Genomic DNA, 22,040 nt, shown 5'->3' on the forward strand with positions numbered 1-22,040 from the left:
TGAAAGCAGCTAGCGGTTCAGAGCGAAACCGATAGACCGCCGTCGACGGCTAATACATGTCCATTGACGTAGGCGGCAGCATCTGAGGCGAGAAACACCGCGGCTCCACCGAGTTCCTCAGCCCGGGCCCAGCGGCCTGCAGGGGTCCGCGCTTCGACCCATTTGGTGAAGGCTTCGTCGTTCATTAGCGCGGTGTTGAGTTCCGTTGCGAAATATCCGGGCGCGATCGCGTTGATCGTGATGCCGTGACGGCCCATCTCAGCTGCAGTGGAGCGTGTCAATCCATGCAGGCCCGCCTTCGCGGCAACATAGGCATGAATGGTGGGACGGCCAAGGATCCCTGCAACCGATCCGGTGTTTATGATACGCCCAAACTTGTTGGGCAGCATCAAGCGCACGGCGTCGCGTATCATTCGAAAGCAGGACGAAAGATTGACGGCAATCACTCTGTCGAAATCCTCGTCCTCCCATTCCACCAACGGCCTGCGATGCTGGATGCCAGCGTTGTTGATCAGAATATCCAGACGGCCATGGCGTTCGACCATTCCTTCGAGCGATGCCTTCGAGATCGCCGCATCAGTGACATCGAACGGCAGGGCTTCGGCACCGATCCTTTCGGCCGCTGCTGACAGGGCGTGGATGTCGCGGGCATTGACGATCACCGTCGCGCCGTTCTCGGCAAGTGCCTTGGCCATGGCGAAGCCGAGACCACGCGAAGCGCCCGTCACCAATGCGACACGGCCCTTGAGCGAGAACAATTGCGACATAGAGGTTCCTGTAGCAAGGGGCGGGAGTTTCCTCCCGCCCTTAGGCAAAAGCACTATTTGGCGACGCAGGTATCCGCTGTCTGTGGAGTACAAACGTCGAGGCCCGTGTAGGTCGGGTCAGCCGGCGGAGCCTTGCCGTCCTTCATATCCTTCAGTGCCATCATCGTCTTGTAGCCCATTTCGAACGGGCGCTGGCCAACCTGCCCGAGGGAGTATCCTTCCTTCATTTGTTCAATTTGCGTGGGCAAGGTATCGGCAACGACCAGCGCCAGTTCCTTCTTGGCGATCTTGTCTTTGTACGGTGCGACCGCAGCACGGTTGGCGTCGGGGATGAACTGCGGGAAACCACCGGTTGGGATGAACGCGTCGAGATTCGGGTTCTTCGCCATGATGTCTTCAAACTGCTGCACCGAAAGAGGAAAATCATCGTTGGTATAGAGCGGACAGCCTTCGATTTCGGTCCAGCCGTTCTGGCCGGTTAGCCGGTCCCCGGGCGAGGCGGCCGATTTGGTGCCCGAAAGCGTATCGCGAATGCCCTGCATGCGTTCATTGTGGTTGGCCGCCGCCGCGCCGCCCGATTGGATGCAGATCTTGCCCCCCTTGGGCTTGACCTGCATGGCCAGCTTGGCAAGGTTCACACCGATCTCATAATTGTGGGTGCCGATATAGGCGGCGCGAAGATCCTTGTTCTCGGGCAGGAGGTCGGAATCCCAGGTGAGCACCGGGATACCGGCTTCCTTGGCGGCCTGCAGCGCAACCGCCATCGCCGCGGCATTCGATGGCGACACGGCGATGCCGTCCACCTTCTTGGCTACGAGATCCTGCACGATCTGAACCTGCTCGTCGCCGCCGCCATGCTCGCCGGGGCCTATATACATGCACTCCACGGCGCCCTTCGATTCAGCTTCGGCCTTCTTGCAGCCGTCGCGTGCCTGGTCGAAAAAGGGATTGTTCATGTTCTTCGGTACCAGGGCGAACGTATATTTCGCCTGGGCGCCGGAAACGGCGAGCACCATTGCGCCAAGCGCCACGGCCGCCGTCAGCAGATGTTTTCTCATGTCACGTTCTCCTCCTAGCTGGATGTCCCGCAGGCCTCCCGCCGGCGGGTTTCTAGCGGCTTTTCTTGGGCATCAAGACGGCCAGCGACTTGGCGAGAATGGATTTGCCGCCGGTCTGCATGCCCAGGAGAACCGCAAGAACGATGAAGGCGCCGACGAAGGCACCCTGCCAATTTGAATCGATGCCGGCCATCAGCAGAGCGTTCCTGATCACTTCGAGGAAGGCTGAACCGATGATCGCGCCGAAGGCGGTGCCGGCGCCGCCCATGAGGCTGGCGCCGCCAATGACTGTCGCGGCGATCACGCGCAGCTCGTACCCCTGGCCCATGGCGTTGATGGCTGAGCCGTTGTAGCCGAGGAGCAGGAGGGAGGCGAGCGAGGCGGTGAAAGCCGAGAAGACGTAGGCCTCGAATTTGATCCAGTCGACCGGAACGCCGGTAAGCCGTGCCGCGTCCTCATTGCCGCCGATGGCGAAGAGATGCCGGGCCCAGGCAGTAAAATTGAACACGAAGCCGACGATGAGGGCCAGAACCACCATGGTCCAGAATTGCGATGACAGTTCTGGTATCCAGTGCGGTGCCCAGTGCTCGGGCCCATGCAGCGGCCATCTCCACTGACCGATCGCTTTCACGATTGGAGCATCGGGCCCGAATTGGTAGAGCATTTGGTTGGCCGAGAATACGACCGCGAGCGAGCGCGCCGCCGACAGCATGCCGAGGGTGACCACGAAGGATGGCATTCCGACATAAGCGACGAAGAAACCATTGACCGCGCCGCAAGCCATACCGGCGAAAAGGCCGATGGCGAAGGCCACGTACCAGGGATAGTGCCAGGTCAGAAACAGGCCGGCGACAATGACCACGAGGCCCATGATCGAGCCGACCGACAGATCGATGCCACCAGTAATGATCACCACCGTCATGCCGAGCGCCATGATGCCGAAAGGTGCGAAGTTGCGCGTGACGTTGGCGGCGTTTTCGGAAGTCCCGAAGCTCGGTTCCATGGCAGTCATCCAGGTGACGAGTGCAATGAGCGCGATCGTCACCCAGAAGGGCTGACTTGACATCACACTTTGGAGCGCGGTCTTTTCCTTGGTCGGGACGAACTCAGACATGCCCGGTCGGCTGGTTTCCCGGGCAGACTCCCTGACACTAACTGACTCCCGAGCACTATTCGCCACGGATGGCCCCCGTTATTAGTCCAGTGATTTCCTCGGGTGATGTGTCGCCGGCATCCTTGTCGGCAACCTTCGAACCCCGCCTGAGCACAATGATACGATCTGAGACAGCGAAAACGTCAGGCATGCGATGGCTGATCAACATGACGCCAACCCCTTGCGCTTTGAGGCGTCGGATCAATTCAAGCACTTCCGCCACCTGACGCACCGAAATAGCGGCGGTCGGTTCGTCCATCAGCACCAGCTTGGCGTTTGAAAGCCGGGTCCGCGCGATGGCTACCGCCTGACGCTGCCCACCCGACATCTTCCTGACGAGGTCGCTCGGCCGGGTTTCCGATTTCAGTTCCTTGAACAGCGATGCCGAACGTTCGATCATCGCCTGTTTATCGAGCACCTTGATTGGCCAGAAGCCCTTCTTCATCTCGCGGCCAAGAAAGACGTTCTGCGCGGCCGTCAAATTGTCGGCGAGCGCAAGATCCTGATAGACGACTTCGATACCTTTGGCCCGCGCTTGGACGGGTTTATGGAAGTGACAAACCTCGCCGTCCACGACAATTTCGCCGTCGTTCGGCGGGAAATTCCCGGCCACCGTTTTGACTATCGTTGACTTGCCGGCACCGTTGTCCCCCATCAGCCCCACGACTTCGCCTCGCTCCACTTGGAAGCTAACGTCCGTCAGGGCCTGGATGGCCCCAAAATTCTTGGAGACGTGGCGAACCTCAAGTACCGGCATCGCGGTCCTCTCCGGACAACATTGCCAATTGTCCCGGCCATATGCAGGACAGCTAATCAGCGAAACGCTTTCAACACAATGATTTATTGGATTAGGATTTCCGGCGATCACCTTAACTGAGACGGCGGGAGAGGTTCGGTCTGGCGGATTGATTTCAGCCCATGGGTGGTGCGGAAATCGATGTGGCCTTCAACCAACGCATCGCCACCGCGAGGATGGTGGCGATTTGCGGAGGGTTCGCGACGTCATCGAGCTTGCCGCGATTGGCGGGATTGGTGACCACCAGCTTTGCGCCGCTGTAGCCCAGGCGATGCTCGATCGCCTTCGGGCCGAAGGCGGTGAACAGCGGCTGGTAGACGGCGCCGATGCGCCAGGCGCCGAGGATCAGCGCCACCAGTTCGGGAATGCGCGGCAGCATGCCGGCCACGACATCGCCGGGGCCGACGCCCAACTGCTTCAGCAGAGTGCCGACACGCGCCGGTGTGCCGGCCGCAGCATTCCACATAGGCGTTGATGCCGGTCGCAGGGTCGCCCTGCAGTCTGGCGATCTCATCCTTTATACGAACTTTATACGAAAGCCCGCAACGGCATCGTCATAGCGCGGCAAGTCGGTCTTTGTCCTGGTCATGAAAATCTCCCTGACGGTGCTCCATGTCCCATGGCGCGCCGTCGCGGCGACATTGACATCAGATGGCGCCAATGGGCAACGATGGACGTCTAAAGGCTCGCCTCGGCGAAGATGCCTGCCGCCCAGTCGAGGAAAACGCGCAGGCGCGGCGAAAGCTGGCGGTTCTGCGGGTAGAGCGCCGACAATGGCGTGGGCGAAGGCGGGTACTCGGCCAGCACCTCGACCAGCGTGCCGTCGGCAAGGTCCTTCTCGAAGCGATAGCGCGGCGCCTGGATGAGGCCGAGGCCGAGCCGCGCCAAGTCGGCGGCGGTGTCGGAATTGTTGGCGGCGACGCGGCCGGGCAGCCTGACCTCGCGCGTCTTGCCGCCGACGGTGAATTCGAAGGGCAGCACTTCGCCGGTGCGCGAGGAGACGAAGCCGACCGCCTGATGGCCATCCAGCGCATCGGGGGAGGCGGGCGTGCCGTGGCGAGAGAGATAGGCGGGGCTGGCGCAGGTCATCTCGCGGATCATGCCAAGGCGCCGCATGATCATGCCGCTGTCGGGCGGTTCGCCGACGCGGATGACGCAGTCGACACCCTCGCGCACGAGATCGACCAGCCGGTCGCTCTGGCCGATCTGCAGGTCGATGCGGGGGAAGCGGCTTAAAAACTCCGGCAGGCGCGGCAACAGGAAGGTGCGGGTGAGCAGCGTGCTGGCGTCGATGCGCAGCAGGCCGAACGGCTCGGCGTCCCGGAAGGCGGCCTCGGCATCCTCGATCTCGGCCAGGATCGACAGGCAGCGCCGGTAATAGGCCTCGCCATCCTGCGTGGCGTTCACCTGGCGCGTCGTGCGCTCCAGCAGCCGGGCGCCAAGGTGCTCTTCCAGCCGCCGGACCGCTTCCGTCGCGGTCGAGCGCGGCAGGCCGAGATCGGCGGCGGCAGCGGTGAAGCTGCGCCGTTCCAGCACGCGAACGAAGAGCCGCATTGTGTCGAGCCGATCCATGGGCCTTTGTTCGCAGTTTCCGAATAGTGATGTCAAGAGATGGCTGATTATCCGGAAGTTGGCGTCGCCTATATCCGTCTCACCAACAGAAGGAGAGACTTCCATGACATCTGACCAAACAAGCACAGGCCAAGCCAGGGCGGCGATCGTGACCGGCGCCTCCAAGGGCATCGGCGCGGCGATCGCGCGGCGGCTCGCCCGCGACGGTATCGCCGTCGTCGTCAATTATGCGCGAGGACAGGCGGAGGCCGAGGCGCTGGTGCGCGCCATCGAAGCCGATGGCGGCAAGGCGATCGCCGTGCAGGCCGACATCGCCGATCCGGCCGGCATCGCCAGCCTTTTCGATGCCGGCGAGAAGGCGTTCGGCGGCATCGACATCCTTATCAACAATGCCGGCATCATGAAGCTTTCGCCGATCGCGCAGGCCGATGACGCCTTCTTCGACACCCAGGTCGCGATCAATCTCGGCGGCGTGTTCCGTGGCATGCGCGAAGGCGCAAAACGCCTTCGCGATGGCGGCCGCATCGTCAATTTCTCGAGCAGCGTCGTCGGCCTCTACCAGCCGGGTTACGGCGTCTATGCCGCCACCAAGGCGGCCGTCGAGGCGATGACGCACATCCTGGCTAAGGAGCTTGGCGCGCGCGCCATCACCGTCAACGCGGTGGCGCCCGGGCCGGTCGAGACGGCGCTGTTCACGGACGGCAAGAGCCCGGCGCAGATCGAGGCCACGGCCAAAATGATCCCGCTCGGCAGGCTCGGCCAGCCCGACGACATTGCCGGCGTGGTCTCGTTCCTGGCCGGGCCGGACAGCGGCTGGATCAACGGACAAATCATCCGCGCCAACGGCGGCGTGATCTGAGGCGGCGGGCCGCTGCTGCCTGCCGACCTGCTCCAAACCCGAAACCAACCTCCAGAAACAAGGAAAAGATCATGCCGTTCGCCAATATCAAGATGCCGCAGGCGGCGCTCTCCAAGGCGCAGAAGGAAGACCTCATCCATCGAACCACAGCCATGTTCGTCGATTTTTTCGGCGAGGGCGTGCGGCCCTACACGATGGTGCTGGTGGAGGAAGTCGCTGACGGCGGCTATGGCCGCGCCGACGAGGTTTTCATCGTGCCGGAAGCTTTTCGCGCCAAGGAATAGGCCTCCGAACGCGATACCCGTCATATGACGACTGGTGGCCGCGCACACCAACGTCCGCCCTGTTCGTGGGAGTATGGTGGCGGGGGCCGGGTGGGCAGCTCTTGGCTGTCCACCTGTCTCGCTTCGTTCAGGGCGGCGTCTCGAAACTGGCCCGCCGAACGGTGGCGTTTGTCACGCCGGCAGGTTCATCTGTTTTCGAAGGCTTTTGTCGAAAGCATTCGCGGGAACGAACCGTCGCAGCAGGTACAGGCGGCGCGCCTGCTTGCTGGCGGGATAGCGCAGCTTCGGCGATGTCGCGGTGGCCGCGGTGACGACCGCCTGGCCGACGATCTCGGGAGCATCGCCGGCTTCGATCGCACTGTTCCAGACCGCGGTCGCCGTTGCCCGCGCCTGATCATAGACACTCATCATCCTGTCCGGCTTCGTCGCATTGTGATCGAGAGCGGTGCGGGTGAAGGCCGGTTCGACCAGCAGGACGCGAACACCGAAGGGACGGACCTCATGATCCAGCGATTCGGAATAGCCCTCGACGGCATGTTTTGTGGATGTGTAGAGCGCGCTGAACGGGCTGGGGACAAAGCCGACGACCGAGCTGATGTTGACGATCCGGCCGCTACCCTGGCGCCGCATGATCGGCAGTACCTCGTTTATGACGCGGATGAGACCGAAGACGTTGACGTCGAAAAGGGCCTTTGCCTGTTCGACCGACGATTCTTCCGCGCCCGCGATCAGTGCATTGCCGGCATTGTTGACGAGCAGGTCTATGCGCCCGGCCTGGCTTACGACCTCCGACACCATGCGTGCGACGGAGTCCGCATCGGTCACGTCGCAGCTCAGCATGGTGATCCCGGCCGGCGACCCGGTTGTGGCTTTCCGGCTCGTGCCGAAGACGCGGTAGCCGGCCGACAGAAGGGCCTTGGCCGTTGCAAGTCCGATACCGCCGGCTGCCCCGGTGATGACGGCGACGCCGCGATTTTTGGTATTCATTTCAATATCCTTCGAGATGCATGGTCATGGCGCTTGTGCTGACGGACCTGTCAGCCGCGCACGCTCAGGTGAAGCATGGGGTGATGTTCGTAATGGCCGGCGCCATTCCTCACGATGGGGTCTTGCGAGGTTATCGCCTGGATGTCCTGGTCCTCGGCGATCCGGCAGAGCGACAGGCCATAGCCGCCGCCTGGATCCATCACCGGACCATGGGCGACGATCAGTCCGCGATCTAGCAGTTCGTCCAGAAATGCGCCATGCTGCTTCATCCATTCCCGCTCGTCGCCGGTCATGGTCGCGAGAAAGTCGGTGCGGGGCGGGATGTACTTGCACAGATAGAACTTCATTTGGGGACTCCAGCGGCGCGATGTCCGGCCGTCACCTTCACTTTTCGGTGGAACGGCCTGGCGGGATCAGATACTATCAAATTAGTAGTAAGTCACTATCAAAATGGTATCGACGTGAAGAATCTTTCCAACCAGCCCTGTTTGATCGCCCGCAGCCTCGGCTCGGTGGGCGACACGTGGAGCATGCTGATCATGCGCGACGCCCATGCGGGGCTCAGCCGTTTCGACGAATTTCGCAAGAACCTCGGCATCGCCCCGACGATGCTGACCAGCCGGCTGGCAACCCTGACGGAGGAAGGGCTGCTGGAGAAACGGCGATATTCAGAGCGGCCGCCACGCGATGAATATGTGCTGACCCAGGCGGGTCAGGATTTGCTTCCCGTGCTGTTTTCGCTCGCCGCATGGGGGGCAAGGCACCGGGGCGGTGGCAATTTCACCCGGTTCTTCGACGCCGAGACAGGAACCGAAATCGACCCGGTCAGCATCGATCGCGGGACCGGGGCGCCGATCGGCAGCCGTCCCATCCAGATCGTGATGCCCAAGCTGCCTGACGAGCCGTCGGACTGACTGGTTGCGTAGCCTCCGCTCCGAACGGACGGCGATATCTCGCCGGTAAGAGAGGCAAGGTGAGCGTTCGGATCAGCCGCTCTTCTTCGCGCCGACCCAGTCGACCGCGATCTCGGCGAACAGCCAGTCGCGGAAGGCCCTGATCTTCTTCTCGCGCAGCGCTCCTTCGGGATAGACGACGTAGTAGCTGGCCGCTGATTTCAACGCGAGGTCGAAGGGCCGTACCAGCCGGCCTGCCGCGAGGTCGGCCGAAACCAGCGCGCTGCGGCCGAGCAACACGCCTTCGCCATGCACCGCGGCCTCGACGGCGAAGGTGGCGGAATCGAAGCGCACGCCGCGCTTGGGGTCGATGCCTTCGACGCCTGCCTGTTCAAGCCATGTCGCCCAGTCGATGCGGAAGGCGTCGTGGATCAGCTTGTGATACCTCAAATCCCCGGGCTGCCGCAGCGGATGGTCGCCTTCCAGGAGTTCGGGACTGCAGACGGGGAAGACCTCTTCATCGGCGAGGAATTCCGCCGTCACCCCGGTATAGCCGCCACGGCCGTAGCGGATGGATATGTCGATGCCGTCGCTGACGAAATCGGCCAGCACGCCCGAGGTCGCCAGCCGCACGTCGATGTCGGGATTGGCGCGATGAAAGCGATGCAGCCTCGGCACCAGCCAGCGCCCGGCGAAACCATCCGACGTGCTGACGTTGAGGATGCGGGTCGAGCGGTCGGGCGTGGCGGCGATGGTGGCGGCGGCGATCTGGTCGAGCGCCCTGCCGACCTCCGCCGCATAGGCCGCGCCGACAGCGGTGAGGCGCACGGAGCGCGTGCCGCGATCGAAGAGCTGGATGCCCAGCCTGTCCTCGATGTTGCGAATGGCGCGGCTGACCGCGCCATGGGTGAGGTTGAGCTCTTCGGCGGCCTTGGAGAAACTCAAATGTCTCGCGGCCGCGTCGAAGGCGGGCAAAGCGGTGAGGGGCGGCAATCTGCGCGGCATGGTTCGACCTGTGAGCGTTGCTCACAAATCCTGCACAAAGAGTCGTTTGTCGTCCAGCCGCGAATGACCCAATATTCAGGCGTCCCAAGCATCCATACCGGACTTCCGGTTCATCGATGCGCTGAATTGACCAGACAAGTGTGAGCAACCGTCATGCTCGCCCCGCCCGGGCGACATCGGCAGGCTTGCGCCCAGTGAAACACAGGAGACGGATTATGACCTTGACCCTTCGACCCATCGGGGCCGCGATGAGCGGCCTTGCCACGCGAGGCGCGGCAGCGTTCGAGCGCCGCCGCACGCTGCGCCAGATCTCCCGGCTTTCCGATCGCCGTTTGCATGACATCGGCCTCGAACGCGACTGGGACGGTTCCATTCTCGGCAATGGGAGGGCGATATGACCAGCACCCTGATCATCGGCGCGACCGGGCTTCTCGGCAGCGAGATGGCGAAGGCCAGCGCGCGCAATGGCGACAGCCTCCATGTCCTCGTCCGGCCCGCCACATCGGCCAATGAAGCGCGGATGCACCCGCTGAAGGAGCTCGGCGCCACGGTGCATGTCGGCGATCTCGATGACTATGACAGCCTTGTGCGCGCTGTCGGCAAGGTCGATCGCGTCATCAGTTCGGTGCATGTCGGGTCGGCCAGCGAGATGACGCTGGTGCGCGCCGTCAGGGATGCCGGCGTCTCCCGCTATGTGCCGTCCGCCGGTTTCGGCCTCGACTTTGCCGCCGCCGCACCCGGCTCGATCGAACCGCTCGACATCAAGCGGGCCGTCTTCGACGCGGTCAGGGAGGCCGACCTGCCCTATACGGTGATCTACACCAACGGCTTCTTCTCGACCTGGGTGGCGACACTGGGCGACCTCACGCGCTTCGGCTCGTCGCCGCTGCCGCCCGACGAGGTGACGCTCTATGGCGACGGCAATGTGCCGGCGACGTTTGTCAGCGAGAAGGATATCGCGGCGGTCACCTTGCGTGCGCTGGAGGATCCCGACGCCGTTCGCAGCGAAATCCGCATCGCTCAGAACAAGATCACACAGAGTGCGATGATCGAGCTGTGGCGCCGGGTGAGCGGCCGCTCGCCGCACATCAAGCAGATGAGCGCCGAGGAGCTTGAGGCGCTGATCGCGGCGGTTCCCGGCCTTGGATTGCTGCGCGCGTTCTGGATCCGAGGCGAGACCGCGCTGGAGACGGCCACGCCTGAAGCCGGGACGCTCTACCCGGAGCTGAGGTTTGAGACCATTGAAAGCGCTTTTGCGGCGATGGCGGGCTAAGGGTGGGCGGAGGTTGTGAAGGCAAAGGTGGCGCCGTAGAGCGCGGCGGACATGGTTGGCGTTGCGACAGTGGTTGACCCGACAGCCCATCCGGCCGATAGGTCCGCCCGAACAGCCCGAGACGCCCAATGCCCAACCTCAAAGATGCAACCCGCGCCGCCGACACCGCCTGGCAGGACGACGTCCGCGCCGGCGTACGCCATGTGCGCGACCTCTCCTCCTTGCCGCTCTCGCCGGCCGAGCGCGAAGCCGTGCAAGCCGCCGCCGCGCTCCACAAGGTGCGCGCGCCAAAGAGCTATCTCGACCTGATCGACTGGAACGATCCCGCCGATCCGATCCGGGCGCAGGTGATCCCGTCGCCTGGGGAATTGGACGAGACGGAGGGCGAGCTTGGCGACCCGATCGCCGACCATGAATTCAGTCCGGTGCCCAGGCTGACGCATCGCCATGCCGACCGGGTGCTTTTATTCCCGACCTATCAATGCGCGGTCTATTGCCGGTTCTGCTTCCGCAAGGAATCGCTGACCTCGATCGGCCGGGGGTATACGCGCGAGGCGCTGGAGCCGGCGCTGGCCTATATCGCCGGCCACCCCGAAATCCGCGAGGTGATCCTGACCGGCGGCGATCCGCTGTCGCTGCCCGATGCGGCGCTTGCCGAAATCCGTGCCCGCATCGAGACCATCCCCCATGTGCGGCTCTTGCGCATCCACACGCGTGTGCCGGTGGCGTTGCCTTCGCGCATCACGCCAGGGCTCGTGGCGGCACTGCAGGGCCGACTGATGGTGACGGTGGTCACCCACTTCAACCACGCGCGCGAGATCACATCCGCGACTGAGGCGGCCTGCCGCACCTTGCGGCAGGCGGGCTTCGTGCTGCTTAACCAGAGCGTTCTGCTCAAGGGCGTCAACGATACGGTCGAGGTGCTGGAAGAGCTCTGCCGCGAGCTGATGTACCGGCTGGGGATAAAACCCTATTACCTGCACCATGGCGACCTGGCGCGCGGCATGGCGCACCGCCGCACCACGATCGCCGAAGGCCAGGCGCTGGTGGAAGCGCTGCGGTCCCGCCTGTCGGGTATCTGCAATCCGGTCTATGTCATCGACCTGCCGGATGGGGGAGGCAAGGTGCCGCTCGGACCTTGCCATATCGAGGGGCAACACGGGCAGAGCTGGCGGATACGCGGGCTGGATGGGGAGGTGAGGACCTATCGGGAGGTGGTTAGCGAATAGGCCGATGCCTATTCTGCAATAAACGCCAGCACGACCACGCGCGGGGCGATGCAGTATGCGATGCTGACATTGCGGCCCATCCTCGTTGTCGCGTGGCCGGTTTCGAGGTCCACGGCGATGTCCTCATAGCCCAGCACTTCGCGATCCAGCGGATAGGCAGCCTTGTAGACCGCTTCCTTGGCGGCGAAGAGGATGCGGCCGGCGAGCTGCCGGTCGGCTGCACCCATCCGGTCGGCGGGAATGGCTACGAGCGAGAAAATGTCGTTTGGCAGGGGCAGCGCCGGCTCGACATCGATGCCGAGCGAGCCGATGCCGGCAACGGGCGCGACCGCCGCCACCGCCATGTCGTCATCATGCGCGAGCGAGCCCGTTATCCCCTCCGGCCATGCGGGTGCACCTGATGGCGTGCGCAAGAGGGCGAAACCGTCGAAGCCGACGTCCGCCAGCAGCCCGTGCGCGATCCAGCGCGCCGCGCCGCTGGCCCGCCGCATGGCCGGCTGGCGGGCGGGGATCGAGCCTGCCTCCGCCGGCAACAGATGGGCTTCGTCGCCGTCGCGGATGATCCGGCAGCCGGTGCGGGCCCCGGCCGGGGCCATGGCGGCCATGGCGCGCGCCAGGGCGATTTCCTCGGACGGATCGGCTGATGGCGTCATCGGTCGCCGGCCGGGAGGACGAGATCGGCGATCATTTCGCCGTCCTTATCGAGCCCCTCCTCGACGAAACCGGCGCTGCGATAGAGCCGCCGTGCCGCCTCGTTCTCCGGTTCGTAGCATATCGACACGTGCCTGATGTGGCCGAGCCCGCGGATTTCCTCCAGCACCGCCCGCAGCGCGGCCTTGCCGTAGCCCCGGCCCTGCCAGGCGCGGTCGATCATGAAACGGTAGATGCGCGCCTCGTCGTCGTCCCGCGGCGCGTCGTACATCAGGAATCCGACAAGCCGGCCCCCGGCTGTCACCGCGCGCGGCCGCGCGTCCCGATCGGATATGGCTTCGCGCAGGGAATCCGCATTGCTGGCGACGAAATCCATCTGCTCCGGCGCCAGCTGCAACGTGGTGACCAAAGCGCGATTGGCCCTGGTCACGGGAGCGATACGGATGTCCACTGTGCCAGGCGCGCCGCCCTTCAAGACGCAGATGCCCTGGAGTCCTCGTTGATCGGCTCAACGAACCGGTGCAGCTTGGCCGGGTTGCCGCGCCAGATGGAGTTTGGCTCCAGCTCTTCGCCCTTCATCACGAAGGAATCGGCATCGACCATCGATCCCTTGCCCATCACAACGCCGTAATGGACAAAGGCGGACGGCCCGAGCGTGCAGCCATCGCCGATGCGGATGAAATCGGACTTAAACGCGCCTTCCTCCAGCGAATGGGCCTGGATGACGCAGCCCTCGTTGAGCGTGACATCGTCGCCAATCTCCACCAGCGAACGCTCGGTCAGGTTGGCGCCGCCGTCATAGACGCGCTTGCCCACCTTGACGCCCAGCATGCGCAGGATCATCGGCCGGAACGGCGTGCCGGCGAACAGCCGCACGATAGGCGAATCCGCCAACTTCCAGTGGCGCTCATGGCGCCAGAAGGTGACGTCGTAGATCGTCGTTATCCGCGGCTTCAGCTTGCGGAAACCAAGGCTTGCCCGCTCGACGAAGATGTAGAACGGAATGGTGATCGCCGAGGTCAGAAGCACCGCCGCGAAGAGGGCGATTTCCGCCCATTCGGTATAATAGTTCAGCGCCCGGTCCCAGATCGCCAGCGTGGCGAACAGCATGACCCATTGCGTGGCCATGAACAGGAGGATCGTCACCAGATTGTGACGGTTCTTGAGCGGGATGCGCTGGCGCCGGTCCGCCTCGTCGATGCCGGCGATGAGTTCCTTGTCGCGGTTCACCATGCGCGGGATTTCAAAGGGCGGCGAGCCCAGAAGGCCGACATTCTCGCGCAACGGCCCGTCGATCGGGACCATCACCTTGGTGCCGAGCAGGACGTTGTCGCCCGTGCGTCCATCTGGCGGATAGTAGATATTGTTGCCGAGATAGTTGCGCTCGCCGATCCGCGTCGGCTCGAGCCGGAACGCGGAGGCGGACTTGTGCATGTTGATCATGAAAAGCCCGTCCGATACCATGGTCTCGGTGCCGATCTCGCACAGCAGCGGGTTTTCATGCTGCTGGTTGGAGCCGAAATTAGAGCCGGTCTGCACCACCTTGTTGAGGTTCCAGCCGATGGCGCTCATGTAGTGGACGATGGCCGAGCTGTCGCCGAACAGCAGCCCGAGCACGCGTGAGTTGCTCGAGAACTCGGCGACCGTCTGCAGCCAGTAGCGGAAGCCGTAAAGCGTGTAGGTGCGGCCGGGTTTCAGGATCAGGCTGAACAGGCGCGGCACCACCGTGGCGGCGAGGAAGGCCGAGGCGATGTAGCCGAAAAGCGTGACCGTGGTGCCGATCGCCACGATGCCGATCGTCTCCTGATAGTCGTCGCCGACATTCTCCCAATAGCTGTGGAACAAAAGCGGCAGCGGGGTGACGATGGCAAACAGCCCTATCAGCTGCACGGCCTCGTAGAGGAAGCGCCGGATGCGGGGAGGGTTGACGTTGCGCACCTTGCAATAGTTCGCCGTGGTCGGCACCGCCGGCGATCCATGCCAGTGTTCGCCGTCCGGGATGCTTTGCCCGCGCTGCAGCGAGGAGGAATGGCCGAGCTGCCCACCGTTGCCGATCGCAGTGTCGATGTCGAGCGTGCAGCCGACGCCGACGAAGGCGTCGCGGCCGATGGTCAGCGGCCCGGTGTGGATATAGCCGGCCTGGGCACGATAGCCGAGGATCAGCGATTCCTTGCGCAGGATAGTACGGTCGCCGATCGAAATCAGGTCCGCGCACACGGGCACGGCACGGGATTCGATGACCACGTTCTTGCCGATCCTGGTTCCCAGAAGCTGCAGGTACAGGCTGTAGAGCGGGCTTCCGCGGAACAGCACGACAGGTGCCGTGCGGATCAAGGTCTTGACCACCCAGAAGCGATAGTAGCGCAGGCCCCATATCGGGAACGCTTCCGCCTTCCAGCGGCCGACCAGCACCCATTTGGCGGCAACGGCGAAGCCCGACATGCCGAAGAACACGCCGGCCGAGAGTACCACGCACCTGACATATAGCTGCAGCGGGTCGTCGAGCGTGTCATAGACCCAGTTGAGGCCGTCATTGACCGCCCACAGCGCCACGTAGCTGTAGAGTGCGTAAAACAGCAGCTGCGCCGCGCCGCAGGTCCAGTAGACGAGGTTGGACGCCTGGCGGGTGAGAACGGGCTCGTTGGTGGCCGTCGTCATCTCTTCCGCCACGCTCAGGTGCTTGGCCAGGCGCGCCACGGTTGGATAGAGATAGATGTCGCGCATGGACGTCGTCGCCCATTCCTTGCGGGTGCGCACGCGGGCGCAGAAGTGCGCCATGAGCAGCGAGTTGGCGCCGAGATCGTCGAAGAAATTGTCCTCGACGGACACGTCGTCGAATCTCAGCACGGCGCATAGCGCGTCGGCCAGGAAACGCTCGTCGTCGTTGCCGGGCGGCACCATGGCGCGGTCGGCCGAAAGCCGGACGGTCGTCGGTTTGGGAAGCTGGCGAAGATCGACCTTGTTGGAGACCGTCATCGGGATCGCCGGCAGTTCCTCGAGATAGGAGGGCACCATGTAGTCCGGCAGCCGCCGCTTCATCGTCTGGGCGATGTCGGCGCGCGAGAGCGCCGGCTGGCCGGCCTTGGGCGCGTAATAGGCAACGAGCTCGACGCGGCCGGGCTCGATCTCCCAGGTGGTGACGGCGGCCTGCGCGATTTCAGGCTGGTCCAGCAGCACGGCCTCGATCTCGCCGAGTTCAATGCGATAGCCGCGGATCTTCACCTGGGTGTCGATGCGCCCGGCATACTCGATCTCGCCGGCGTCGTTGATCCGGCCAAGGTCGCCGGTGCGGTAGATGCGCTTGGACGGGTTGTTCGGCAGGCCGAGGAAATCGGCGATGAACTTCTGTTCGGTCAGGTCTAGCCTGTTGAGATAGCCGACCGCCAGCCCGATGCCGGCAATGCCGATCTCGCCCAGTTCACCAGGCTCGGCAAGTTGCGGCAGCGAAGGGTCGAGAATGACGATGGAATAGGTGGGCAGCGGCGCGCCGATCGTCACCGGCCGGTCCGGCGTCAGCGCACCCATGGTTGCCGTGACGGTCGCCTCGGTCGGGCCATAGGTATTGAGGATCTGCCGGCCGGGCTTCGACCAGCGCACCACCAGATTGTGGGGGCAGGCCTCGCCGCCCACCAGCAGCGTGCGCAGGCCGGGCACATCCGAGGTCATGGACGACAGAAGCGTCGGGCTGCAGGCCATGCAGGTGATGTCGTGATGGCGCAGAAAATCGGCGAGCTCTTCGCCTACCAGAGGCATCTGGCCCGGTGCGGGCACGACGGTCGCGCCGGCGACGAACGGCACCCAGATCTCCTCGGAGGAAAAGTCGAAGGCGATGGTCATGCCCTGGTAGACGCGATCGCCCGGCCGGTAGCCGTAGGACGCGGCGGCCACGCGGATGAAGTTGACAAAACTCTGGTGGCGGATGGCCACGCCCTTGGGCCTGCCGGTCGTGCCCGACGTATAGAGAATATAGCAGATGTCTTCGATTGCAGTGGCGGCCGGCGCCTTGTGCGGCTTCAGCGGCGCGTCGGACTGGGCTGATATTTCGGCGGCGGCGCTGTCGATCAACAGATGCGGAACCGGCAGCTGGTCGGCCCGCGATGCATAGGTGGCGATGGTGACGATCAGGCTGACGCTGGCGTCTTCGATGATGAGCGCCATGCGCTCTTCAGGAAAGGCGGTGGCCAGCGGCACGAAGGCGGCGCCCGCCTTGACCACGGCGAGCAGGGCCACATAGGTTTCCGCGGACCGGTCGAGAATGAGGCCGACCCGGTCGCCCGGTCGCACGCCGCGCTTGACCAGCAGGCGGGCGAACTGGTTGGCGCGCTTGTCCAGTTCCTGATAGGTCCAGCCGCGGCCCTCGGAAATCACCGCCGGCAGCGTGGCGAATGTTTCGGCGAGTTGCTCGAAGACCTTGTCGAGCCGCTCGCCTGGCTGACCTGCCCGGGAAAAATCGGCACCCACCAGGACCTGGCTGTGTGCGATGGAGGCAAGTCCTGCAAGCGCATCGGCGCTGTGGGGGCTGGTCTCGGGCTCTCCGCCCGATCTTGCCGCTTCCCTGTCCAGTTCGGCGATTTCGATACCGTGGTCCATTTCCAAACTTTCTCGTCCTGGCGAAGCTTTCACAGGCACATATCGATCATGCCGCCGCTCGAGCAGGCATTGTCGGCTGCGCCGCCGCTGCAATTTGGTCGTTGTTGATGGAGGTGGAATGACCGAAGCTTCCAAAATGGAAGATTCCGGAATCCCGGCCGGCGATCGCTGACCGCCGGGTCCTCTTTGGCCGGGCGGTTATCACAGAAGCAGCCGCTCCGTCTTCACATGTTCGGGAGCATCGGCTCGGGGCGGAGGTGTGCGCATCGCCTGGGCACTGCCGTCGGTGAGCGACATGCCGGGCAGGGCACCCATCCATCCGTTCGAACCTCGTTGCATCGCCCGTACCAAACCCCGTATGCCTGTGTGGCGGCCGGATTTCCAGCCGTTGAGGGATGCTTATGCCATCCGATCTTTTCGCCAGTTTTTCCGAACTGTTGAATCTTGTTTCTGAATTGTGTCTGGCGGCGCCCTTCCGCATGGCCGCTGCCGCCGGTTTCGGCCGTTCCAAAAAATCTCACCGCCCCCGGGAATAAAGCGGAGCCCTTCCGGGTCTTCTCTGCAAGCGGGGCAATCTTACGGTCCGCGACCCCTGGAAAACGAAACAAGGATTTACCGAAATGACCAAGCTCGCTCTCAGCGTGGCTGCGATGTTGCTCGCCTCGAGTTCTGCCTTTGCCGGCAGCGATCATTTCGGCACGAGCACCATCACGCCGGCCGCCGTGACGGTCGACAACACCTACACCGCCTCTACCGCCAAGCCCGACATGGTCCGCCACGGCGTGCAGGCGACGATGAAATCTGATGCGGAGGAACCCGGCCAGGGCATCTGGGGCCGCTGAGTTCATGGTCGGCGCCGGATCCCGACGGTGCCGCTCCGATCCGCGGTCAGCGACGGAGGGCCGGCGGTCCTCCGTCATTCCTTCAAAAAGTAGCCACAACTCAACAGAGGAGATCACCATGTTCAGCATGACACGCCGCACAGTGCTTCAATCCGCCGCCGCCGCTGCCGCTTTCGGCCTTGCCGGCAAGCTGGAATTCACCCGGCCCGCCTTCGCACAGACGCCGGTGGAGCCCACCGTCGGCTTCTACAAATACACGGTCGGCGACATCGAGGTCACTGCCATCTATGACGGCATCTGGAAGAAGCCGCATGACCCGGCCTTCATCAGGAATGTCTCGGTCGACGACACCAAGGCGGCACTCGCCAAGGCAGGGCTGACCACCGACTTCATGCCCATTCCGCTCACCGTCGCCGTGCTCAAGATGGGCGGCAGGCTGATCATGATGGATGCGGGCTCGGGCGTCGGCCAGTGGCAGGCCAACGCCACGCATCTGCCGGCCAACATGGCCGCCGCCGGCATCGACTACAAGGCGATCGACACTATCATGATCTCGCATTTCCACCCCGACCATGTCTGGGGCCTGATGGAGAAGGGCACCAACACGCCGGTGTTCCCCAATGCCGAGCTGATCGTCAACGCCACCGAATACGACTGGTGGACCGATCCCAGCCGTCTGGCCAAGCTGCCGGAGGGTCGCAAGCCGGCGGGCAAGCGCATCGCCGAGAACTTCCCGAAATGGAAGAACTGGAAGCTGGTCGAGGACGGCGCCGAGGTGGCGCCCGGCATCCAGATCATCGCTGCACCCGGCCACACGCCGGGCCATTCGGTGTATCTGGCCAATTCCGGCAAGGAGCAGCTGATGATCTCGGCCGACACCATGTATGTGCCGGCGCTGCTGGCGCCGCACCCGGAATGGCAGGGCGCCTACGACCAGGACGGGCCGACGGCGATCGCCACGCGCCACAAGATCATCGACCGGGTGATCGCGGACAACATCCGCATTTCCGGCTCGCACTTTCCGTTCCCGGGCACCGGCGTCTTCGTCAAGGACGGCAGCGCCTATGGCTTCACTCCCGTGCAGATTTGAGCGCCAGCACTCAACCAAGCGAGACCGACAATGAAACGATCCTTTTTGGGCAGAAACGCCCTGTTCGGCCTGCTCGGCGCCATTGCCGCGCTGACCGTCGTTCCCGTCGCCACAGTCATGCCTGCCTTTGCGGTGGACGACATCGAGGGCGCCGACGCGCCCGACCTCACCGCCGTCAAGGCCAAGCTCGACGCCAAGGACTATAAGGGCGCGCTGGCCGATCTGCGCGACCTCGCGCAGGACAATCAGCAGGCCGACGTCTATAATTTGCTCGGCTTCACACTGCGCAAGACCGGCGACTTCGACACCGCGCTGACCTACTACAACAAGGCGCTGGAGCTGAAGCCCGACCACAAGGCGGCCCGCGAATATCTGGGCGAGCTCTATGTCGAGACCGGCGACATGGCCAAGGCCAATCAGCAACTGGCCTCGCTGCAGAAACTCTGCCCGGCCGGCTGCGAGGAGCTTTCCGACCTGCAAAAGGCCATCGACACCAAGGTAACGAAGTAGCGCCACCTATTTCCTCTCCCCCACGGACGTGGGGGAGAGGTGGCTCGGCGAAGCCGAGACGAAGTGGGGGCCTTGGCGCTAACCATCCCCAACACACCAAAGTTCGGGCGCTCGTGGCTGGCGCCCATTGCCGGAGCCGGCGCCTCTCCCTCGAACCGGCTCCGGCCCTTTCGAACATAACATTCGGCAGGCGCCATCCCCGCTTGACGTCGCCTGTGCCCAAAATATCGGAGCCCGACCATGACCCTGAACGAACGCGCCGCGAAGCTGCACGCCACCAGACAATACCTGAGGGACGCGGCCCTGATCGCCGGTCGCCTGCTGCTTTCTCTCATCTTCCTGCATGAGGGCGTCACGCTGGCCACCCATTTCGAAGGCGCCGCCAAGGCGATGGCGGCGCTTGGTGTCAGCCTGCCGCTGTTCATCGCCACCGTGGCCCTGCAACTGGGGGCAGGGCTTTCCGTCGCAACAGGCCTGCTGACGCGGCTGGGCGCCATCGGTCTCGGCCTGTTCTGCCTGGCGACGGCAACCCTGTTCCACACCGACTTCGCCAGCCGGAACGAACTGCTGCATTTCGAAAAGGATCTGGCCATCGCGGGCGGCATGTTCGTGCTGGCCGTGGCGGGCGCCGGCAGGTTCTCGCTGGACTGGTTGTTAGCCGGCTACCTGCAGCAGCGGCAGCGCGACAAGGACATGGTGGCGGCGCTGCTGGCGGTGGAGAACCAGTTTTCCCTGGGGCTGCCGGTTTGAGGGGAGCTGGGCCCGCGCGCCTCATCCGGACACGCTCGCGACACGCACTTTGCTGGAACCAGCCTTGATGCTCCGCATTCTATAAGCAGGGGCTGAAGGAGCGTGACGTGAAAGCGATTGTAGCACTGGTCAGCGGCTTCGTTTTGACGCTGGCGGTTTTCGGCAGCGGGCTCGCCTTTGCCGCTTGGCTGCTTGCCGCCAAGCCTGCGCATGAGGCAAGGCCGACTGTCAGCGTGGCGGAGCTCTGGACCAGGAACGCGCGGCCGGTGAACAAGGCGGCGCAGAACCTTGAACGCTTGCCGGCCGACCAGCCCGCCCCGCCCGACATCGCCGCCAAGGAGCCGGCACCCGATCCGGCCGCGACCGGCTCGATCGAGCCCGCCGCAAGCGACGCGGTCCTGCCGGCGTCCCATCTCCAGTGGTGCGCCAGCCGCTACCGCTCCTACCATCCCGACGACAACAGCTACTTGTCCTATAGCGGGCGGCTGCGCCCCTGCGTATCGCCCTATCTCGACGCCGGCGCCGACCAGGGCGCTAAGCCTTCAGCCGAAGTCAGCTATGCCGAGACGGGCGACGCCGCTTCGGTCGCCACGGCGGGGCTTTCCGCCGACCATGTCGATTCCTGCTTCAGCCGCTATCGCTCCTACCGGCCCGAGGACAACAGCTACCAGCCCTATTCCGGCGGACCCAGGCGCCAATGCGAATAGCAGCCGGATGCGGGAGGCCGGGCGCGGCTGAAAGGTGCCTTGTGATCCCAGAGATCACGCAGATTTTTTGGATCGTTCGGATCGGCGCGGCGTTCATGCCTCACATGAGTGGAGGAATGGATATGAGCGACGACCGTGACGACAAGATCAGGAACCGCGCCTACGAGATCTGGCAGCGCGAAGGCGGCGCGCATGGCGACCATGACCGGCACTGGCGCCAGGCCGAGATGGAGATCGACCGGGAAGCCGCCCTGCCGCTGACGGCCGACGATGCGCTGCCGCAGACCGGCGAGATCGCCAGCTCCGACGTGCTGACGGTAGAGGAACTGGCCATCCGCGCCGGCATATCGGGCGACGAGGCGCAGGCGCTGCTCGATCGCCTGGGCACCGACCGCGCCGCGATCGAGCAGGCCGCGCGCAACCTCAAGGCCAAGCGCAGGCGCTGAACGCGAGGCATTTCGAGACAATGCGTTGGCGCGGCTTGATGAGAAGATGATTCATCGAGCGGCCCTCAAAATCCGCGCGCCCGCTACTTCCGTCATCCGCGGCAATGTCGGAACCCTTGGCCGCCTCGGAGGTTCACCCTGTCCCAACCCCCAGAGGAGATGCACTCATGGACCACGCAAACCACGTAAGGCTCCGCCCCGCCGAACTGACCCCCGACACGCTTGAAGGCGCGACGATCTACGGCCCCAACGACGAGAAGATCGGCTCCGTCGACCACATGCATGGCAGCGGCCAGGTCGTGATCGATGTCGGCGGCTTCCTCGGCATCGGCGCCAAACCGGTCGCCGTCGCCGCCAACGAACTCGATTTCATGCGCGACGAGGACGGCGACGTCCACGCCGTGACCAGCTGGACCAAGGACCAGCTGAAAGCCATGCCCGAACACCGTGACTGACAAGGGAAGGGCTCGGCGATCGCCGGGCCCTTCGCCAAGGGGGCCTGTTGCGCAATATTGCGGGAGGCTTGTTGTGAGGATTGAGGGCGGCCATTTTCGTTGCTTTGGAGGCTTTTCGGGGGT

The 22,040-nt window shown here is 64.0% G+C and carries 24 protein-coding genes and 1 pseudogene; 13 read left to right on the plus strand and 12 right to left on the minus strand.

Translation table 11 applies throughout. The features are described from left to right. Positions 1 to 17: 17 nt before the first annotated feature. The 6 genes and pseudogenes from FJ941_RS21245 to FJ941_RS21270 form a co-directional block, all read right to left on the minus strand. Positions 18 to 767: a glucose 1-dehydrogenase gene (locus FJ941_RS21245; RefSeq protein ID WP_140508690.1), complete on the minus strand. Its 750-nt coding sequence runs from the start codon at positions 765 to 767 to the stop codon at positions 18 to 20. A gap of 53 nt (positions 768 to 820) precedes the next feature. Then, a complete protein-coding gene (locus tag FJ941_RS21250; protein WP_140508633.1) occupies positions 821 to 1,825 on the minus strand; it encodes a sugar-binding protein in 1,005 nt (334 codons plus the stop codon). 52 nt (positions 1,826 to 1,877) lie between these two features. Then, entirely contained in the window at positions 1,878 to 2,939 is a 1,062-nt protein-coding gene (locus FJ941_RS21255) for an ABC transporter permease (protein WP_140508635.1), read from the minus strand. 55 nt (positions 2,940 to 2,994) lie between these two features. Continuing rightward, a complete protein-coding gene (locus FJ941_RS21260; RefSeq protein WP_027144267.1) occupies positions 2,995 to 3,735 on the minus strand; it encodes an ATP-binding cassette domain-containing protein in 741 nt (246 codons plus the stop codon). A gap of 170 nt (positions 3,736 to 3,905) precedes the next feature. Beyond that, positions 3,906 to 4,363: pseudogene (locus FJ941_RS21265) on the minus strand (AMP-binding protein); the annotation flags it as partial. 89 nt (positions 4,364 to 4,452) lie between these two features. After that, a complete protein-coding gene (locus tag FJ941_RS21270; protein ID WP_140508637.1) occupies positions 4,453 to 5,346 on the minus strand; it encodes a LysR family transcriptional regulator in 894 nt (297 codons plus the stop codon). A 103-nt stretch (positions 5,347 to 5,449) separates the two neighbouring features. Here FJ941_RS21270 and FJ941_RS21275 point away from each other — a divergent pair, with 103 nt between their 5' ends. Further along, entirely contained in the window at positions 5,450 to 6,205 is a 756-nt protein-coding gene (locus tag FJ941_RS21275; protein ID WP_140508639.1) for an SDR family oxidoreductase, read from the plus strand. Positions 6,206 to 6,276: 71 nt separating this feature from the next. Beyond that, positions 6,277 to 6,489, plus strand: a complete 213-nt coding sequence (locus FJ941_RS21280) for a 4-oxalocrotonate tautomerase family protein (protein WP_027144271.1) — start codon at positions 6,277 to 6,279, stop codon at positions 6,487 to 6,489. Between the two features lie 171 nt (positions 6,490 to 6,660). Here the strand turns inward: FJ941_RS21280 and FJ941_RS21285 are convergent, their stop codons facing one another. Further along, on the minus strand, positions 6,661 to 7,476 hold the full coding sequence (locus FJ941_RS21285; RefSeq protein ID WP_140508641.1) for an oxidoreductase: 816 nt from the start codon (positions 7,474 to 7,476) through the stop codon (positions 6,661 to 6,663). Between the two features lie 50 nt (positions 7,477 to 7,526). Next, on the minus strand, positions 7,527 to 7,823 hold the full coding sequence (locus tag FJ941_RS21290; protein WP_140508643.1) for a YciI family protein: 297 nt from the start codon (positions 7,821 to 7,823) through the stop codon (positions 7,527 to 7,529). A gap of 114 nt (positions 7,824 to 7,937) precedes the next feature. On the opposite strand from FJ941_RS21290, the gene FJ941_RS21295 reads away from it, so the two are divergent. Next, the gene (locus FJ941_RS21295; protein WP_140508645.1) at positions 7,938 to 8,390 is read left to right on the plus strand and encodes a helix-turn-helix domain-containing protein; all 453 of its coding nucleotides are present in this window, start codon (positions 7,938 to 7,940) and stop codon (positions 8,388 to 8,390) included. 72 nt (positions 8,391 to 8,462) lie between these two features. Here FJ941_RS21295 and gcvA read toward each other — a convergent pair whose 3' ends face one another. Beyond that, positions 8,463 to 9,374 (minus strand): transcriptional regulator GcvA, encoded by a 912-nt coding sequence (gene gcvA / locus FJ941_RS21300; RefSeq protein WP_140508647.1) that lies wholly within the window; start codon positions 9,372 to 9,374, stop codon positions 8,463 to 8,465. A 215-nt stretch (positions 9,375 to 9,589) separates the two neighbouring features. Here gcvA and FJ941_RS21305 point away from each other — a divergent pair, with 215 nt between their 5' ends. From FJ941_RS21305 to FJ941_RS21315, 3 genes are all read left to right on the plus strand, one after another. Further along, complete coding sequence (locus FJ941_RS21305) at positions 9,590 to 9,772, plus strand: DUF1127 domain-containing protein (protein WP_140508649.1); 183 nt, start codon at positions 9,590 to 9,592, stop codon at positions 9,770 to 9,772. Beyond that, complete coding sequence (locus FJ941_RS21310; RefSeq protein ID WP_140508651.1) at positions 9,769 to 10,647, plus strand: NmrA family NAD(P)-binding protein; 879 nt, start codon at positions 9,769 to 9,771, stop codon at positions 10,645 to 10,647. The genes FJ941_RS21305 and FJ941_RS21310 overlap by 4 nt, the downstream gene beginning before the upstream one ends. A gap of 128 nt (positions 10,648 to 10,775) precedes the next feature. After that, on the plus strand, positions 10,776 to 11,876 hold the full coding sequence (locus FJ941_RS21315; RefSeq protein ID WP_140508653.1) for a KamA family radical SAM protein: 1,101 nt from the start codon (positions 10,776 to 10,778) through the stop codon (positions 11,874 to 11,876). An 8-nt stretch (positions 11,877 to 11,884) separates the two neighbouring features. Here the strand turns inward: FJ941_RS21315 and FJ941_RS21320 are convergent, their stop codons facing one another. Genes FJ941_RS21320 through FJ941_RS21330 form a run of 3 tightly spaced genes read right to left on the minus strand, consistent with a single transcriptional unit; the run spans position 11,885 to position 17,117 of the window. Next, positions 11,885 to 12,481: a 4'-phosphopantetheinyl transferase superfamily protein gene (locus FJ941_RS21320; RefSeq protein ID WP_246673919.1), complete on the minus strand. Its 597-nt coding sequence runs from the start codon at positions 12,479 to 12,481 to the stop codon at positions 11,885 to 11,887. A 44-nt stretch (positions 12,482 to 12,525) separates the two neighbouring features. Next, positions 12,526 to 13,002, minus strand: coding sequence for a GNAT family N-acetyltransferase (locus tag FJ941_RS21325; RefSeq protein WP_140508657.1), 477 nt, complete (start codon positions 13,000 to 13,002; stop codon positions 12,526 to 12,528). Further along, positions 12,999 to 17,117 (minus strand): Pls/PosA family non-ribosomal peptide synthetase, encoded by a 4,119-nt coding sequence (locus FJ941_RS21330; RefSeq protein ID WP_181169906.1) that lies wholly within the window; start codon positions 17,115 to 17,117, stop codon positions 12,999 to 13,001. Before FJ941_RS21330 ends, FJ941_RS21325 begins: the two co-directional genes overlap by 4 nt. A 620-nt stretch (positions 17,118 to 17,737) precedes the next feature. Between FJ941_RS21330 and FJ941_RS21335 the strand changes: the two genes are divergently transcribed. The 7 genes from FJ941_RS21335 (at position 17,738) to FJ941_RS21365 (ending at position 21,917) form a co-directional block, all read left to right on the plus strand. Further along, entirely contained in the window at positions 17,738 to 17,959 is a 222-nt protein-coding gene (locus FJ941_RS21335; RefSeq protein WP_140508661.1) for a DUF680 domain-containing protein, read from the plus strand. 118 nt (positions 17,960 to 18,077) lie between these two features. Then, positions 18,078 to 19,049, plus strand: a complete 972-nt coding sequence (locus tag FJ941_RS21340) for an MBL fold metallo-hydrolase (protein ID WP_140508663.1) — start codon at positions 18,078 to 18,080, stop codon at positions 19,047 to 19,049. A gap of 30 nt (positions 19,050 to 19,079) precedes the next feature. Next, a complete protein-coding gene (locus FJ941_RS21345) occupies positions 19,080 to 19,559 on the plus strand; it encodes a tetratricopeptide repeat protein (RefSeq protein ID WP_140508664.1) in 480 nt (159 codons plus the stop codon). A 240-nt stretch (positions 19,560 to 19,799) separates the two neighbouring features. After that, positions 19,800 to 20,309, plus strand: a complete 510-nt coding sequence (locus FJ941_RS21350) for a DoxX family protein (RefSeq protein ID WP_140508666.1) — start codon at positions 19,800 to 19,802, stop codon at positions 20,307 to 20,309. Between the two features lie 107 nt (positions 20,310 to 20,416). Beyond that, on the plus strand, positions 20,417 to 21,016 hold the full coding sequence (locus FJ941_RS21355; RefSeq protein WP_140508668.1) for a BA14K family protein: 600 nt from the start codon (positions 20,417 to 20,419) through the stop codon (positions 21,014 to 21,016). Between the two features lie 122 nt (positions 21,017 to 21,138). Next, positions 21,139 to 21,462, plus strand: coding sequence for a DUF2934 domain-containing protein (locus tag FJ941_RS21360; RefSeq protein ID WP_140508670.1), 324 nt, complete (start codon positions 21,139 to 21,141; stop codon positions 21,460 to 21,462). 167 nt (positions 21,463 to 21,629) lie between these two features. Then, on the plus strand, positions 21,630 to 21,917 hold the full coding sequence (locus tag FJ941_RS21365; protein WP_027144288.1) for a hypothetical protein: 288 nt from the start codon (positions 21,630 to 21,632) through the stop codon (positions 21,915 to 21,917). Positions 21,918 to 22,040 lie beyond the last annotated feature (123 nt).

The sequence above is a fragment of the Mesorhizobium sp. B2-3-13 genome (assembly GCF_006442195.1).
In the GTDB taxonomy this organism is placed as follows: Bacteria; Pseudomonadota; Alphaproteobacteria; order Rhizobiales; family Rhizobiaceae; genus Mesorhizobium; species Mesorhizobium salmacidum.